Source organism: Polynucleobacter sp. AP-Nickl1-40-C4, from assembly GCF_035012665.1.
Taxonomy (GTDB): Bacteria; Pseudomonadota; Gammaproteobacteria; order Burkholderiales; family Burkholderiaceae; genus Polynucleobacter.
The window spans coordinates 17,783-34,623 of sequence record NZ_JAYGQR010000002.1 but is presented as its reverse complement, the minus strand read 5'-3'; the positions used below and the strand labels follow the sequence as shown (position 1 = coordinate 34,623).

Sequence of the window (16,841 nt, the reverse complement as noted above, 5' to 3'; positions counted from 1 at the left end):
TCGAATTTATAGATTCACCTCACGAGAACTGATATGAACTTAAGCGCTACTGCAAAACCAAACCAAGCTGAAGTTGTCTATGTAGTGGATGATGACGAAGCGGTAAGAGATTCGCTTACGTGGCTCTTAGAAAGCAATGGTTATGTTGTACGGTGCCATGCCAGCGCCGAACGTTTCTTACAGTCTTTGCAAAGCACCGATAAGTCAACCATCTCTTGCGCCATTTTGGATGTGCGCATGCCTGGGATGTCAGGCCTTGAATTGCAAGAGCGCTTAACCAGCGAAAACCTACCAATGCCAGTTGCATTCATTACTGGTCACGGCGATGTATCGATGGCCGTCTCCACGATGAAGCGTGGCGCAGTGGATTTCATTGAAAAACCTTTTAAAGAAAATGATCTTTGTGGTTTAGTGGATCGCATGCTTGCTAAAGCGCGCATCGATTATTCACAAGCCAGCCAACGCAAAATTACCCAGAGCTTACTCAGCAAGTTAACTGGTCGTGAGCGTCAGGTTCTAGAGCGCATTGTTGCAGGCCGTTTGAATAAACAAATTGCTGATGACCTCGGTATTTCTATTAAGACTGTTGAAGCACACCGCGCCAACATCATGGAAAAGCTCAACGTCAACACAGTTGCCGACCTACTCCGCCTGGCTTTGTCTGATCCCCAGCCTAATTAATTACCGGGGTTTTCTATGCCAGCTCAATTATTAGACGGAAACGCCCTTTCTAAAAAACTACGTACGGAAATTGCTGCACGTGGTGCAATCGTCACCGCCAAAGGCACCAGACCTGGTTTAGCAGTCATCGTGGTTGGCGACAACCCTGCCAGCGCGGTATATGTTCGCAACAAAGTAAAAGCCTGTGAAGACGTTGGCTTTCATTCTGTTTTAGAGCGCTATTCTGTAGAACTTGGCGAAGAAGAATTACTCGCGCGTATTGCCACTCTCAATGCGGATCCTGCAATACACGGGATCTTGGTGCAACTCCCGCTACCAGAGCACATTGCCTCTGAGCGCGTACTAGAAGCGATTGCTCCAGAAAAAGATGTGGATGGCTTTCATGTGGCTAATGCTGGCGCCTTGATGGTTGGTCAACCAGAATTCAAGCCTTGCACCCCTTATGGCTGCATGAAGATTCTTGAAAGCATTGATTACCCTATTCGTGGTGCTCGCGCTGTGATTGTTGGTGCCTCCAATATCGTGGGTAAGCCAATGGCGATGCTGCTATTACAAGCCGGAGCAACGGTCACCATTTGCAATAGCAAGACTCGTGACTTGGCACATCACACCAAGGATGCTGACATTTTGGTGGTTGCCACCGGTAAACCCAAAATGATTACCGGCGACATGGTGAAGAATGGTGCAGTTGTCATTGATGTGGGCATTAATCGCCTGCCTGATGGCAAACTCTGTGGCGACGTGGATTTTGATACGGCTAAATACATCGCCGGTTGGATTACCCCGGTTCCAGGTGGTGTTGGCCCGATGACCATCACCATGCTTCTCATGAATACCTTGGAAGCTGCTGAAAAGGCCGCCAAGCTCTGAGGAATTACTGGGACTTTTGGCAAAATTGCTCCCAGTCCATTAAGCTAGAGGGATGACTACATCCACATCTAGCTTCCTGAGCAGCACCCTCCCCGCAGAATTGCAAAATAATCCACTGACTACTTTTGGGCGCGGCATTGCTGCCTACGCCGAAGTCAAGCCTGAGCACATTGCACCAGCGATTGAATATTTACTCAAGCAAGCGCAAGATGCTGTGGATGTAGCAGTCAATCCAAGCACTCCATCTACTTGGGATGCCCTCGCTGAACCACTAGAAGATGCTACTGAATTTTTTGGTAGGTCTTGGGGCGTGATATCCCATCTCAATGGCGTTGCCGATACCCCGGAGTTGCGCGCTGCCTATGGCGAGATGCTACCTAAGGTCACCGCTTTCTTCTCAAGCCTTGGTCAAAATTTAGAGCTCTACAAAAAGTTTAAAGAACTCAGCAAAGCGCCTGACTTTTCAAAACTCAGCGCAGCTCAAAAGAAAGTCATTGAAAACTCCTTGCGAGATTTTCGTCTGGGTGGCGCAGAACTCAGTGATGCAGATAAGCCCCGCTTTTCACAAATTCAGGATGAGCAGGCAACCTTAGGTAAAGCATTTTCAGACCATGTCTTAGATGCTACCGATGGTTTTGTTCATCTAATCACTGATAAAGCTGATTTGGTAGGTTTGCCTGAGGACGCTATTGCAGCTGCTGCAGATACTGCCCAGCAGAAGAGTCTCCAGGGCTGGGCCTTTACTCTGCACTTCCCCTCTTACTACCCAGTCATGCAGTACTCAGAGAATCGGGCGCTGCGTCGCTTGATGTATGAAGCTTATGTCACCCGCGCTTCTGAACTGGCACCCCAATATGCCAAAGGTAAACTGGATTGGGACAATACTCAGAACATGCTCGATCAGTTAAGACTGCGCGATGAGGAAGCTCACATGCTAGGCTTCAACAACTATGCCGCACTGAGTTTGGCACCGAAGATGGCCAGCAGCGTTGATGAAGTTGACTCCTTTCTGACCAACTTCGCCCAGAAAGCAAAACCATTTGCATTAAAAGATTGGCAAGAGCTTTCTCAGTTTGCCAAGACCGAGCTATCTATTGCTGATGGATTGGAGCCATGGGATGTTGCTTTTGCATCCGAAAGATTGAAGCAAGAACGCTATTCCTTTTCGGAGAATGAGCTCAAGCAATACTTTCCTCTCCCTAAGGTGTTAGATGGTCTCTTCCAAGTTATTCAGACTCTGTTTGGCGTCAAGATTGAAGCGGCAGATTTGCCAACTTGGCATGCCGATGTGCAATCCTTTTCAGTGAAAAATGCCAAGGGTAATATCGTGGCCTACTTCTACCTGGATCCCTATGCTCGCCCTGGCAAGCGTGGCGGGGCTTGGATGGATGATGCCCGTGGTCGTAGAGTTTTACCTAATGGCGAAATCCAAGTGCCTGTTGCTTATTTGGTTTGCAACTTTGCGCCGCCAGTCAAGGTCGATGGTGTGTTGCGTCAACCCACCATTACTCATGATGATGTCATCACCCTCTTCCATGAGAGTGGCCATGGTTTACACCACCTTCTCACTCAAGTGAGCGCTTTAGGGGTTTCAGGTATCAATGGTGTTGAATGGGATGCGGTAGAGTTACCAAGTCAGTTTATGGAAAACTTCTGCTGGGAGTGGGAAGTATTGGAAAAGATGACTGCACATGCCGAAACTGGCAAGCCTCTTCCACGTGAATTATTTGACAAGATCCTTGCTGCCAAGAATTTCCAGAATGGTTATATGACTCTGCGTCAGATCGTGATGTCTCTTACCGACTGGCGCTTACATGCGAGCTTTGATGCGAAGAATGCTCAAGGTCACGCAGTATTAGACCTTTCCAGAGCGATTGCTGATCAATTTAACGTTATTCCACAACCAGCCATCTCTCGTTGGATCAATACCTTTAGTCACATCTTTGCTGGTGGTTATGCAGCTGGCTATTACAGCTATAAGTGGGCGGAAGTGTTATCTGCTGATGTCTACTCAGCCTTTGAGGAAGCAGCAAAACTCACTGGCAGCGTCTTAGATGAGAAAACAGGTGCTCGTTATCGTGAAGAGATTTTAGAGGTTGGTGGCAGTCGCCCTGCAGCTGAATCTTTTAAAGCCTTTAGAGGGAGAGAGCCAAGTATCGATGCCCTGCTAAGACATGGTGGACTCGCTTAACAATGAGATTTGCGATTTCAATTCTAAATAACTAATTTATACGCATTCAATGAGCCTCTTCACTACTGAATTACTAATTTTAATTGTTGCAACAACGCTCATAACAGCTGGCGTAGCTTATGCAATTTACTGGGCATTGAATGATTCGCCCATATCACAATGGCTCCATGATTCAGATGCAGTAGTGCCCTCTTTTCTTTCCATTACCTCCTTTATTTTCGGTCTGGCGATCTCCACTCTAGCAGGCTACTCATTTGAGCATCATCAATCAGCCATCTCAAATGTCATCACCGAATCCACTGCAGTCGAGACCATAATTAGTACGGCGACAGTCCTTCCTGCGAAGGATCAGGTAAAAATAATTTCAGGAATGAAAAACTATCTGACCGCAGTCATCGAAAAAGAATGGCCCGCTATGGAAAACAGAGATGCCAGTAAACGTGGAATTTCAACGCCTGAATTTTTAGCTTTAAATAAAATCATTAGTGACATCGCCTATCAGCCCAATCAACGTAGCGGCATTGAAAGCCAGCTCCTGACAGCCATTAGTACTATTCGCCATGACCGGCAAGCTAGGCAATCACTGGCATACGATAACGATAGCCTTAAAAAATGGCCATCCATACCAGTCTTCTCATTCTTGCTGCTGTTATCAGTGGGCATAGTCCATCTGGGAAGCATTAAAGCAATGAAGGTGTCTTTATCTATAGCCTCTTTGTGCATTGTGACTGCAGTGATATTTTTATTTATCGCTGTATCGCCATACCGTGGCTGGAATCGAGTCGAACCCCATAAACTTCAAGAAACATTGCAGATGCTTGATAACCTGAAGACGAATTAAGCAATTTACCTTGAGGTGCCATTTGCATGACGGCAACATCAAATGGCTTTGAAGGACAAATAAAAAGCCACTCAATAAGTGGCTTTTAACTTCAGCAATGCAGACCTAACTAGTCTTTTTGGAGAAATACATTCACAGTTTCAGAAAGCTTCTTATAGCTTTGAAATAAGAATGCATGGCCACCCTCATAAAAAGCCAACCAGGCAAAAGGAATTTGATTGGCAATCACAACTGAGTTTTTTGGATTGTCGATGATGTCCTCACGACCGTCAGCCACTAGAACGGGAACTTTAATCTTCTTTAAATCCTGGTAATTCTGATTATCAGCATTCCAGAGAGTGATACGAGCACGAACCTGGCGTTCCTTAGCTTCTTTAGAAATTACGAAATCATCAGGGATGGTTCCCGCAGCTTTTGCTGCCATAAATCTCCCGTATACAACCTTAGCGGCCGCTTTACCTTCAGGCGTAATTGGGAACAACAACTCGAAATTCTCCATAGGAGAAAGACTCGGATTATTCAACTCCTCCCCAACCTTCTTATCAATAGCAATCTGATATTTTCCGCCGGGATTTGGGGCGCACAGAATGACTTTATTGACTAGCTCTGGGTGTTTGATAACAAGCTGCTGACCAATTCGTGCACCCATTGACCACGAGAATACGTTTACCTTTTTAAAACCCAGGGCCTTCACCAAGCCTGCGGCATCATCTGCCATTTGCGGAATGGTTGTGTAGTTTTCTTTAGTGTCGGTAGAAAGTCCAGCGCCGCGGTTATCAAAAATGATCAGCTGGTTATTCTTTGACAACTCACCGAGCAGGGCTGGATCCCAAGCGCTCATGGTGGCGGCATAGCCCATGATGAGGATCATGGGATCACCTTTGCCTTTTAGGTAGTAGGCTAATTTCACATCTCCTACTTGGGCATACTTAACCTCAGGTTTTTCTTGGGCTTGCACTGGAATGCTGAGGCTTAAAAAAATAAAAAGTATGGCAACCGTTAAATAAATGCCTCGCATTAAAGCGGTAGTCAAAACGCTTAGGGAGCTATTAAGAGCTGTCATAAGGTCCTAGGTTGGATTGGTTTTAAAGAGTCATACTAGCATTTCAATATAGCGCTAATCGAGAATGTCTCATTACTCGACCTTGGTCAAGTATCACATTGGCGCATTATTTGACAGTCAAAGAAAAACCACCCGAAGGTGGTTTTTTATATCGCCAAGAATCTTTTAACTTGCTAACTGAGCTGCCTGTGCGCAATTATTTATAGCAGGCTTGCCGGCCAAGCGATCTTTAATCCAGGGTAGGTAGAACTGCTTGGAAGATCCGGGGGTTGTGAAGTGAGTGTTGTCGCCTGGCAACTCAACCCTATTAACATTGCCCCCTAATTTACACATTTGCTCCTGATAGAGCTTACCCATGATTGGGGGATTCGTGGTGTCCTTATTACCCCAATAGATCACTACCGGTGCAATAGGTTTTTCAGGATTCACGCTGCCCTTGACCATGGCTTTTGTCCAGTCAAGAGAATTGGTGAATTGATCTTTTAATAATGTTTTGTATTGGCTGCTGTAATTGAAATTCAGTGTATCTGCCACAGCATGCATACATTTGTTTCGGATAACCTCATCCAGCACTTTAGCGCCGTCAGTTGTAAAGATATCGGTGAGTTTTAGATTTGGATTACCAGCCCTCACACCCCACATACTCATTGCCATATGTGAAAAATCAAAAACATTGTCAGTGAACATCTTAACGATTCCACTTAATGATTTTTGTGCGTTCACTTCATCTACTGTTGAATTGGGCATCATGATGGCAATATCATCTGGAGCCAAGGCAACCACGCCAACGAGCTCAATGCCATCGGCAATTGTTCCCTTTTTGGAGATGTATTCTGGCATGCTTGCTGCAGCAACTACAGCGCCACCACCCTGCGACCAACCATAGATAATCGTCTTCTTACCGGCGCCAGCCTCCTTTAAGGCACTAGCAGCTCTAGCCGAATCAATCATATCCATGGCATTGGTTGCCGCTAAAGCATATTGATGCTCGCCTCCACTACCCAGGCCTTGGTAATCCGTTGCAACTACTACATATCCGTATTTGATAAATTCTTCAATACTAGGGATGCCGTAATCCGTCCAAGAATTTCCGCCAACTAAAAAGTATTCATTGAGGGGTGCTGTTGGATTAAGAACTTGTGAAGGGCCGCAATTTTGTGCGGCGCCAGTAGTCCCATGCCCCCAAGCCATGATAGGCCTACCCTCTTTCGGTGGAGTGCCAATCGGGGCTACTACCAAGCCAGTAGCAAGATGCTTACGCCCGCCAACATCAGATGTGACGTAGGCAATCTTCCAAGCTTGAGCACCCTTAACAGACGTCTTAATTTTTTCCTTTTTCAGAATTTGTCCGAGCTTACCATCGGGACTCATTTTGATAACCTCATCATAAAAAGGAGGAACAGGCGGATCAGCATATACGGCAGTAGAAAGAATACTTAAAGCAGTGCCGAGCATTAAAATCAAAGTGGAAATAGGAGTCATTTTTTTCATAGCTTAAATGGGTAAGTTAGGATCCAAAAATATCATTAAGTAAGATCGAGTGGGCAGCAATACATCCTATTTGCTTCGTTTATATTACTGACCCTTGGTCGCTTTCTTGTTCGCGCGGCGCTCAAAGAAGGTTTCGATTTCAACGTAGAAGACTGGCACTAATGCCACTGCAAGGCAGGTAGAGGCAATCATGCCGCTAAATACGGTAATGCCTAAGGAGATACGCGCTGCTGCACCCGCACCGGTAGATAGAAGCAAGGGCATGACACCCAAAATAAAGGCAATCGATGTCATCACAATTGGCCTAAAACGTTCTCTTGAAGCCTCTAAAGCAGCATCAACAAAACTCATGCCCTTATGTCTGCACTCAATAGCCACCTCAACAATCAAAATAGAGTTTTTACATGAGAGCGCAATCATTAACACCAGGCCAATCTGCACATAAATGTTATTTGATAGGCCCGTAAGCAATAAGGCCAATACCGTACCCGATAAAGAAAGTGGCACTGCAGTCAAAACAGCTAGCGGCGCTATCCAAGTTTCATATTGCGCTGCGAGCACTAAGTACACCAACAAGATCGATAGCGCAAAGATTAAGATTACGGTGTTTCCTACCAAATCTTCTTGATAAGACATGCCAGCCCACTGGTACGCGACCCCATCTGGCAAAGTCTTGGCGGCTACCTGCGCTAGCACCTTCATCGCCTGTCCAGAGCTATAGCCATCATTGGCAGCACCTAGAACGGCAGCAGAAGGATAAAGCTGGAACTGTGAAGCAAACGCAGGTCCAGTAGTGTCTTTGACATCAATGAAGGATCCAAGCGGAACCATATTGCCACTCTTATTCTTGACATAGAGTCGATTCACCTGCTCTACAGCATTGCGGTATTTACCATCAGCTTGAACATACACTTGGTAGGTTTGGCCATATTTGAAGAATTGATTGACGTAAGAGGACCCAAGATAGGATTGCAATACATCGTAAGCATCCCCAATATCAACCCCAAAAGTTTCGGCCCTGCCTACATTGAAGCTCAGTTGCAACTGCGGCACATTGTTTTGAAATGGCGTAAAGATCGCCATGATCTCTGGATGCTTTTGCGCCTCAGCAATAAAGGTCTTAGCAGCGGCATCTAACTTAGCAAAATTATTGCTACCATCCGTCAACATCAGTCTCATCTCAAAACCACCCGATAGACCCAAACCTGGAATGGCTGGCGGTAAGAGCACGAAGGATTTTAGCTCTTGAACCTGCTTAAGCCCTTCGTTCATATTCATATAAATTTCTTTGAGGCTCTGGCCCTTGCCTCGCTCTTCCCACTTCTTCATAATGACGTATAAGCCACCCGCATTGGATTGGGAACTACTGTTGTTCAGCAAATTAATGCCACCGATCACCACAACCGTATCAACACCAGGAACCTTCTTAATGACATCAACTGCTTTTTTCATCCCATCCTCAGTCCGCTGCAAAGAAGCTGCATCAGGCAAGGTAGTTGAAACCACCAAGTAGCCTTGGTCTTCGTTTGGAATAAAGCCAGATGGCACAAACATCAAGCCGATGAGAGAGGCGGCAATAATCGCAATGCCCACCGTCGATGCTTTAGCTCGATTCTTCATCAAGCCTTCAATCTTGTGTCCATACCAAGTTGCTAGGCGGTTGAAATACAAATCAAATTTTTGATAGAGCTTATTTTTAACCTTGTTAGGGTCAATCGGCTTGAGATACTGCGCTGACTGGGTTGGCTTCAGAGTAATCGCATTAATGCCGCTAATCAAAGCAGTTGCTGCAATCACCAAAGCAAACTGCCGATACATTTGTCCAGTAATACCAGCAATAAACGAGGCTGGAATAAACACGGCCATTAATACTAAGGTAATACCAATAATTGGACCCATCAAAGCAGTCATAGCATCAATTGCACCCTGCTTGGGGTCTTCACCCTCTTCTACCTTCTTAGAAACCGCTTCAACCACCACAATCGCATCATCTACAACAATACCGATACATAAAACGATCGCGAACAAGGTCAGCAAGTTGATAGAGAAGCCCAGTGCGGCCATACAAGCAAACGCACCAATAATCGTGACAGGCACCGTTGTTGCAGGCACCAATGTGGCGCGCCAGTTCTGCAAGAAAATCATGATTACGAGAAGAACTAAGATGCCCGCCTCGTAAAGCGTTTTATAAACCTCATGAATAGAGGCCTTCACAAACATCGTGGTGTCAAACGGAATAGCCCAAGTAACTTCCTTTGGAAGTATCTTGGCAATACTCTTCATCTCATCCTGAACCGCTTGTGCAGTAGCAATCGCATTGGCACCCGGCATTTGGTAAATGGCTATGCCACCTGCAGGCCTGTCATCAATCTTGAAGAATTGACTGTAGTTCTGACTACCCATTTCTATTCTAGCGATATCACGCAAGTACGTGATTTCAGCCTTGTTACCAGCCTTGACAACAATTCTGCCGAACTGCTCAGGGGTTGTCATGGCGCTGGTAACATTAAGCGTTAACTGAAAATCTTGACCCATCGGTGTGGGCGGGGCGCCAATTTGACCTGCTGTTAGCAAGACGTTTTGCTTATTAATAACGGCAATGACATCGTTTGGCGTCAGATTGCGCATCTTGAGTTGGGCAGGATCAAGCCAAACTCGCATACTGTAATTACCCACACCAAATACATTGGCAGCCGCTACACCTGGTAATCGCGCTAAACGTTGCTGCAACTTGAGGTTTGCCAAGTTACTTAAAAATAGGCCGTCATGATCTGGATTGGATGAAGTGAGGGTAACGAACTGCAGAATGGCAGTCGATTGCGTCTTAGTAGTGACGCCCTGCTTTTGAACTGCCTGCGGCAAGGAGGGGAGTGCAATAGCCACTCGGTTTTGTACATTGACCTGAGCTAAATCAGGGTTCGTACCAACCTTAAAAGTCACGGTGAGGGTATAGTTTCCGTCATTGGTGGATGCAGACTCCATGTAGAGCATGCCATCAACACCATTCACTTGAGTTTCAATATTACTCGCTACTAATTGCTGTACAAGCGTGGCGCTTGCACCTGGATATCGTGCTGTTACCTGAATCGTGGGTGGAACGATATTTGGGTACTGAGCGATCGGCAAACTATTAATGGACACTGCTCCAATCAATAGCATGACTAGAGCAATCACATTGGCCAGTACCGGCCGTTCGATAAAAAATTTAGAGAGCATGATTATCGAGCCGGCATTGCCTCAAGTGTGACCTGTGTTGGGTTAGCAATTTGATTCATGCTCAGATTAATAAAACCATTAATGACCACCTTACTGTCGGGAGTCAAGCCTTTGCTAATCTCGACATACTTCTCAAAGCGCTGACCCAAGCTAATGTCTTGACGTTGTGCGCGCATGGCATTATCCAAAACAAAAACATAGTCACTCACTTGATCTGTCATTACAGCAGTCTTGGGTAGCAGCAAAGCCTGTCTTGGCGCGCCATACTGAGCCATAACTCGAGCATATAAACCAGGGATTAACTCGTACTTCTCATTTTTGAAGATTGCCCGCAATTGCAAGGACCCAGTCTCTGTGGAAATCAAATTAGCGGCGTAATCCAAGACGCCCTCAAAAGGATATCCAACTTCACCTTGAAGACCAGCATAGATAGGCAAGGTATTTACTTCAGACTTGCGTTCTGCGTTTACATCTTGACCCTTTTGAAACTTTAAGTAATCCCTCTCATTAATAGAGAAGTACACATAAATGGGTGAGATCTGCTGAATAGTAGAGAGTTGTACACCCTTTGTAGTGGAATCTAAATAGGTACCAACATCCAATAAGTGTCTTCCCATCAGTCCATCAAAAGGCGCCCTGATTTCGGTATAGCCCAAATTAATCTTTGCGAGCGTTAAATTAGCCTCCGATTGCTGGTATTGCGATAAGGCCTTATCAACGGCTGCTTGAGAGGTTGCATTCTCTTTGAGTAAAGATTTCTGACGACCATACTCAAGCTTCGCTTCGGTATAAATTGCCTGCTTTAATTTCACCTCTTGTATGTATTGGTCCTGCTCAATGACAAACAGAAGATCGCCCTTCTTCACCATCGCTCCGTCAGCAAAACCAATCTTAGTAAGGTAGCCCTTAACGCGTGCATCCAAGTTCACCGTGAGGTATGGGTCCACCAGACCATCAAAGGTCGCAAAACTGCGGATCTCCTGAGACAGTGGTTGAGCGGTTGTCACTGGAATTGGGGTCTGCTTAATTTCTTTGCCACAAGACTTCAAACAAATCAGCGCAATCAAAGCAACGAGCACTAATAAAGAAACCCCAATTGTTCGTGGTGAAAGTTTCTTCTTGAGAATAGGAATCTCAACCGTGCTTAGCTTTACTAGGAATGCATTCCATTTTCCCAAGAGTGAGCCCCATAGAGTCACAAGCTTGCCCCACAAGGGCATCAGCAAAAGTTTGGCTTTTATTAATAGATCTTTCATGGCGCAGCACTTCCCTGGGTCGGCGGAGTCGTTGTATTTGAAGGTGTATTTAAAGTCGCCGGCACTGTAGTTTGTGTGGGCTTTAATGGATCAGGAGCATCTACCAAAAACTTGCTAGCCTTCACCGTTAGTGGATCACCTGTCCTAGTGAGGACAGAACCCCAATCTGTTCGGTCGGTCATATCGGCAACCATCTGATCTGGCAACTTAGGAGGACTCATGTCCGCAGTCCAGCCGCCGCCAAGTGCTTTAAATGCGCCTACATATCCGATGAGCTCGTTTGATGAAGTTTGGACTAGGGAGTTTTGGATATTTAATAGATTCTGCTGTGCAGTGATCACCGTGGTGTAATCATTCTGACCCGCCTTATAACGCTCAAGAGCTAAATCTGCGGCACTTTGCGCCGCAACGACACCGCGAGTTAAATCTTCTTTTGAACTTTTAGTGGTCGAGATAGTAATGAGCGAATCTTCAACTTCCTTCTGGGCATTCAAGACTTGGTTTTGATAGGCCAACAGACTCTGCTGGAAAATAGCATCCTGCACGCGGACTTGATCCACAATTGCGCCTCTATAAAACAGCGGCAAGGAAATTCCAGCGTTTACCCCAGAAGAGTTATTGCCCCAACTAAATAAATTAGCGGAGGATAAGGTTCCGTAATTTGAGGTGGCATAACCAAAGAGGCCGCCCAAGGTAAATGTCGGGAACAGTTGCGCCTTGCTTACGCCAATTAAGGCGGACTTAGAAGCAGCATCAAATTCGGCCTGCAGAACATCTGGGCGGCGACGTAATAAATCCCTTGGCATACCAACGCCAAGCTCAGATGGAGGCTTCAGACTTCCCTTAGTGTTGCCGTAAGTCTTTTCATAGTACTCAGGAGGCTCACCCAGCAAAATACTCATGGCATGCTGGTTTTTCTTTAAATTCGCGATCAAAGCCGGAATCTGGGCCTTCGTCTGCTCATACTGGGCTTGCGCCTGACTCAGATCCAACATCGAGGTGGCACCGTATTTAAAGCGCGCACCTGCAATACGCAAACTTTCTTTTTGCAAAGCTAGATTGGTTTTAGCAACCATGATCAGCTCTTCATAGTTGCGGATATTGATGTAAGTATTCGCAACATCCGCAGTTAAAGATACGTCTGCCGAGTAGAAGGCTGCAACCCCAGATAAATAGGAGCTTAATGAGCTCTGAATTCCACGGCGATTCTTCCCCCAAAAATCTAACTCCCAACTCACCTGCACCAAAGCATTTTTAGAGACCAAATTATTAGAATCATTAATCGCTTCTTGAATTGCACTATTGCGGGTATTGGAATACGAAGCACTTAAATTGGCGGATGGCAATAATGCGGCATCGCTCACGCCAAGTTGGGCCTGCAGTTGGTATATCCGCAGCGCAGTTTGTTGCAAAGTAAGGTTTTGCGCAGTAGCTTGCTTTAGCAAGGCATTGAGCGTCGGGTCATTAAAGCTTTTCCACCACTCTACTGGGTCCAGAATCTTGTTTGAGTTTTCACCCAAAGATTCGGTAAATTCAGTTTGTGCTGTTGATTTATATTGATCCACTGCCTTAACAGGGGGTCTTGCAAAATCTGGGCCAACCATCATGCAACCGGCAAGCATCAAAGTGCCGGAAATAATGAGAGCATGAGTAATCGTGTTTCTAGGTAACGGCATTCAAGTGCTTAATTTTTAAACTGATTGCCTTGTCTAAGGGTGGAAATTATCGATACTAATCATAAGGATAAAGCAAGATTCAGAATGCTGGGCTAGTGTAAGCCCTAGGCTTATACGGATTAAGACTTTTGGATCTGCGCGATCACTGGAGCATGGTCCGACGGCTGTTCCCAGGCTCTAGGCACTTTATCCACCGTGCTAGTACTACATCTTCCCTTGAGCGCCTCACTCAACAAAATGTGATCAATGCGCATGCCGGCATTTCTTCTGAAACCCATCATGCGGTAATCCCACCAACTAAAGGTTTTCGGTGCCTGCTCAAACATTCTGAATGAATCATGGAGCCCAAGCTTGATCAGATCTTGAAATGCATCACGCTCTGGTGGTGAAACCAGGTTCTGCCCTTCCCATGCCTTAGGGTCATGAACATCATCATCTGCCGGAGCAATATTGAAGTCACCCAAGAGTGCTAAGCGTTCGTTCTGTTGGAGCTCTTCTGTTAACCAAGTTTGTAATGCCTTCAACCAGCCTAGTTTGTATTGGAACTTGTCGCTATCGGGCGATTGCCCATTTGGAAAATAGGCTGATACCAGTCTCATCGGTTTCGTACCAGCAAAGCAAACTGTCGCCGCGAGAATGCGCTGCTGCTCATCTTCGTAGTTGGGTATGTTTCTAGTGGGCTTCAGAAAGGCTGTTTCCATATCTGAAGCGATAGGTGCGAGTGCCGCTTTACGCAAGATGATCGCAACGCCGTTATAAGTCTTTTGACCAGCAGCCAAACTGAGGTAACCCGCATCTTCAAGCTCTTTATGGGGGTACTTATCATCCGTGAGCTTAAGCTCTTGCAAGCAGAGCGCATCAATCGGTTGTTTCTTGCTTTCTTGATCTTGCAACCAACGAAGCACTTGTGGAAGGCGAACCTTTAAGGAGTTCACATTCCACGCAGCTATTCGAACTGAATCAGTCATCAATACCGAGCTCTTGCAACTTACGGGTAATCGTATTTCGGCCAATACCTAGACGCTGGGCAGCCTCTACTCTTCTGCCACGAGTAACTTCTAAAGCTGCCTGCAATACTGCCCTTTCAAAACGTGCGGTCAAGGCATCAAAAACTTCTTTATCGCCATCTTGCAACATCTTGACAGCTAGACGTCCTAAACCATTCTCCCAGTCACCTACAGCAACCTTGGCAGCAACGGGATTGCTTGGCGAAGACTCGCCGTGAATAACGATGGGTTGTTCACTCGTTTCTGAAACAATATCAGCCGGGAGATCGCTTACGCCGATTACGTTTGCAGACGTCATCACCGTTAACCAGTGGCATAAGTTCTCTAATTGACGTACATTTCCCGGAAATGGCATTGCGCTCATTTCTTTTAAGACTTCATCGGACAATTTTTTAGGTTCAACGCCCAAAGACTTCGCGCAGCTCAACATGAAATGTCTAGCTAACATTGGAATGTCTTCACTACGCTCATGTAATGAAGGCATGCGCAAACGAATCACATTCAACCGATGCAACAAGTCTTCACGGAAGAAACCAGCGGTGACTCTTGCATCTAGATTTTGATGTGTCGAAGCAATGATCCGAACATTTGCCTTAATCGGGTCTTGTCCACCGATGCGATAAAAATGTCCGTCAGTCAGAACGCGCAGTAAACGGGTTTGTAGATCAAAAGGTAAGTCACCTACCTCACCTAAAAATAGAGTACCGCCGTCAGCCTGCTCAAAACGACCTCGACGCAAAGTCTGCGCGCCTGGGAAAGCACCGCGCTCATGACCAAATAACTCCGACTCCAATAAATCCTTTGGCACAGCCGAAGTACTTAATGAGACAAATGGCCCTTTGGCGCATGGACTGTGCTTATGCAGGGCGTGGGCAACCAACTCTTTACCAGTGCCGGACTCTCCAGTAATCAGGACTGTGGCGTTAGATTGCGCTAAGCGCCCAATGGCACGAAAAATTTCCTGCATTGCTGGTGCTTGACCAATAATCTCAGTGGCGTCTTGTCTCCACGCAGTTAACTCTTTCGCACCAGAGTCATTGCGGATGCCCTGCTCTACCGCACGATGAATTAATTCAATCGCCTTTTCGACATCAAAAGGTTTGGTGAGATATTCAAATGCACCACCTTGAAATGAAGAGACAGCGGAGTCCAAATCAGAATACGCCGTCATGATGATGATTGGTAAATTCGGATGACTTGCCTTCACGTGCTGCAATAAATCCAAGCCGTTGCCACGCGGCATACGAATATCGGAGATCAGCACCTGTGGAGCTTCTTTTTCTAGGGCATTCAGAACGTCATTTGGATTAGAGAAACTCTTGTGCGGAATATTTTCACGCGCTAGAGCTTTTTCTAAGACCCAACGAATAGATTGATCATCGTCAACGATCCAAATTGGTTTCATGATGCTTTCTCCTGCCTACGATATGGAATTTGAATATGAAAATCGGTGCGTCCTGGACGACTATTGCAAGCAATAGACCCCTGGTGTTGCTGAACAAAGGTTTGCGCTAGGGTAAGACCAAGCCCACTGCCACCCTCTCTTCCCGAAACTAATGGGAAGAAGATGCGCTCAATAATTTCTTCTGGAATGCCAGGGCCGTTGTCAATCACATGCAGATCCATCGCTAATTTGTAGCGATGCTTTGCAATCGTGACCGAACGTGCCACGCGGGTCTTCAGCTCAATTTGTGCAATGCCACTGCTAATCTCTTCAGAAAGCGCTTGTGCAGCGTTATGCACAATATTTAAGGTTGCCTGAATCAATTGCTCTCGGTCGCCTAAGACATCGGGCAGACTTGTATCGTAGTTACGAATAATTCGTAAACCCTTTGGAAACTCTGCTAAGACTAGACTACGCACGCGCTCTAATGCTTCGTGCACATTGAAGGATTCCATCACATGCGCCTTGCGATGCGGCGCTAAGAGACGATCAACCAAAGTCTGCAGGCGATCTGACTCTTTAATAATGACTTGCGTGTACTCGCGCAAGTCATTGTCTGGTAACTCAAACTCTAATAGCTGCGCTGCCCCACGAATACCGCCCAATGGGTTTTTAATCTCATGCGCCAAATTACGCATCAATTGTTTATTTGCTTCAACTTGCTGTGTCACACGTTCATCGCGCTCACTCCGCAACTGTTGATCGATCGGAAACCACTCCATCATGATCAGCGCGGGATCCTCTAAAGCTGCAACCACTACATGCGCTGGAGTGGAATCTTGATGAATGCTACCCGGCAATGAATGCAAAACCATTTCTTGGCGTTGGGCTAATATATGACCCTGTTTCACCTCAGAAATCATGTCACTTAATGCTACGTTGTCACCAAATAAGTTGTGCACAGATTGACCCTCAAGTGATTTACGCGAGAGGTCCAAGGCTGACTCGGCAGCCGGGTTCACGTACACCAATTGTTGGTTCTCAGCCTCAAATACCACGATGGCATTGGGCATCTGATCAAGCAATGTCGGAAAAAAAGGAGCAGCCGTAGCTGCTCCCTTGAACGAATTGCGCAACAGACCTGCGCTCAAGTTCTCTCCTTCGC

At 46.1% G+C, this 16,841-nt stretch carries 12 protein-coding genes; 4 read left to right on the top strand and 8 right to left on the bottom strand.

Annotated elements, in window-relative coordinates; translation table 11 throughout:
• Nucleotides 1-33: 33 nt before the first annotated feature.
• From VC182_RS02500 to VC182_RS02485, 4 genes are read left to right on the top strand one after another with little or no spacing between them, the layout of a single operon-like run.
• Complete coding sequence (locus VC182_RS02500) at nt 34-681, top strand: response regulator transcription factor (RefSeq protein WP_072582210.1); 648 nt, start codon at nt 34-36, stop codon at nt 679-681.
• Between the two features lie 15 nt (nt 682-696).
• Complete coding sequence (gene folD / locus VC182_RS02495; protein ID WP_072582209.1) at nt 697-1,551, top strand: bifunctional methylenetetrahydrofolate dehydrogenase/methenyltetrahydrofolate cyclohydrolase FolD; 855 nt, start codon at nt 697-699, stop codon at nt 1,549-1,551.
• Nucleotides 1,552-1,603: 52 nt separating this feature from the next.
• Nucleotides 1,604-3,742: a M3 family metallopeptidase gene (locus VC182_RS02490; protein ID WP_323484388.1), complete on the top strand. Its 2,139-nt coding sequence runs from the start codon at nt 1,604-1,606 to the stop codon at nt 3,740-3,742.
• 49 nt (nt 3,743-3,791) lie between these two features.
• On the top strand, nt 3,792-4,583 hold the full coding sequence (locus VC182_RS02485) for a hypothetical protein (protein ID WP_216156931.1): 792 nt from the start codon (nt 3,792-3,794) through the stop codon (nt 4,581-4,583).
• A 109-nt stretch (nt 4,584-4,692) separates the two neighbouring features.
• Here the strand turns inward: VC182_RS02485 and VC182_RS02480 are convergent, their stop codons facing one another.
• The 8 genes from VC182_RS02480 to glnL all read right to left on the bottom strand — a co-directional run bounded on the left by VC182_RS02480 (nt 4,693) and on the right by glnL (nt 16,815).
• Entirely contained in the window at nt 4,693-5,646 is a 954-nt protein-coding gene (locus VC182_RS02480; RefSeq protein WP_216156934.1) for an alpha/beta fold hydrolase, read from the bottom strand.
• 165 nt (nt 5,647-5,811) lie between these two features.
• Nucleotides 5,812-7,128 (bottom strand): lipase family protein, encoded by a 1,317-nt coding sequence (locus VC182_RS02475; RefSeq protein ID WP_323484387.1) that lies wholly within the window; start codon nt 7,126-7,128, stop codon nt 5,812-5,814.
• 93 nt (nt 7,129-7,221) lie between these two features.
• Nucleotides 7,222-10,353: an efflux RND transporter permease subunit gene (locus VC182_RS02470; protein ID WP_323484386.1), complete on the bottom strand. Its 3,132-nt coding sequence runs from the start codon at nt 10,351-10,353 to the stop codon at nt 7,222-7,224.
• Nucleotides 10,354-10,355: 2 nt separating this feature from the next.
• Entirely contained in the window at nt 10,356-11,609 is a 1,254-nt protein-coding gene (locus VC182_RS02465) for an efflux RND transporter periplasmic adaptor subunit (RefSeq protein ID WP_323484385.1), read from the bottom strand.
• Nucleotides 11,606-13,285, bottom strand: coding sequence for an efflux transporter outer membrane subunit (locus tag VC182_RS02460; protein ID WP_323484384.1), 1,680 nt, complete (start codon nt 13,283-13,285; stop codon nt 11,606-11,608). The genes VC182_RS02465 and VC182_RS02460 overlap by 4 nt, the downstream gene beginning before the upstream one ends.
• 119 nt (nt 13,286-13,404) lie before the next feature.
• Nucleotides 13,405-14,253: an exodeoxyribonuclease III gene (xth, locus tag VC182_RS02455; RefSeq protein ID WP_323484383.1), complete on the bottom strand. Its 849-nt coding sequence runs from the start codon at nt 14,251-14,253 to the stop codon at nt 13,405-13,407.
• Nucleotides 14,246-15,697 (bottom strand): nitrogen regulation protein NR(I), encoded by a 1,452-nt coding sequence (ntrC, locus tag VC182_RS02450; RefSeq protein ID WP_323484382.1) that lies wholly within the window; start codon nt 15,695-15,697, stop codon nt 14,246-14,248. The genes xth and ntrC overlap by 8 nt, the downstream gene beginning before the upstream one ends.
• Nucleotides 15,694-16,815 carry a nitrogen regulation protein NR(II) gene (glnL, locus tag VC182_RS02445; RefSeq protein WP_416350569.1) on the bottom strand — a complete coding sequence of 374 codons (1,122 nt, stop codon included), beginning with the start codon at nt 16,813-16,815 and terminating at the stop codon, nt 15,694-15,696. Before glnL ends, ntrC begins: the two co-directional genes overlap by 4 nt.
• Nucleotides 16,816-16,841 lie beyond the last annotated feature (26 nt).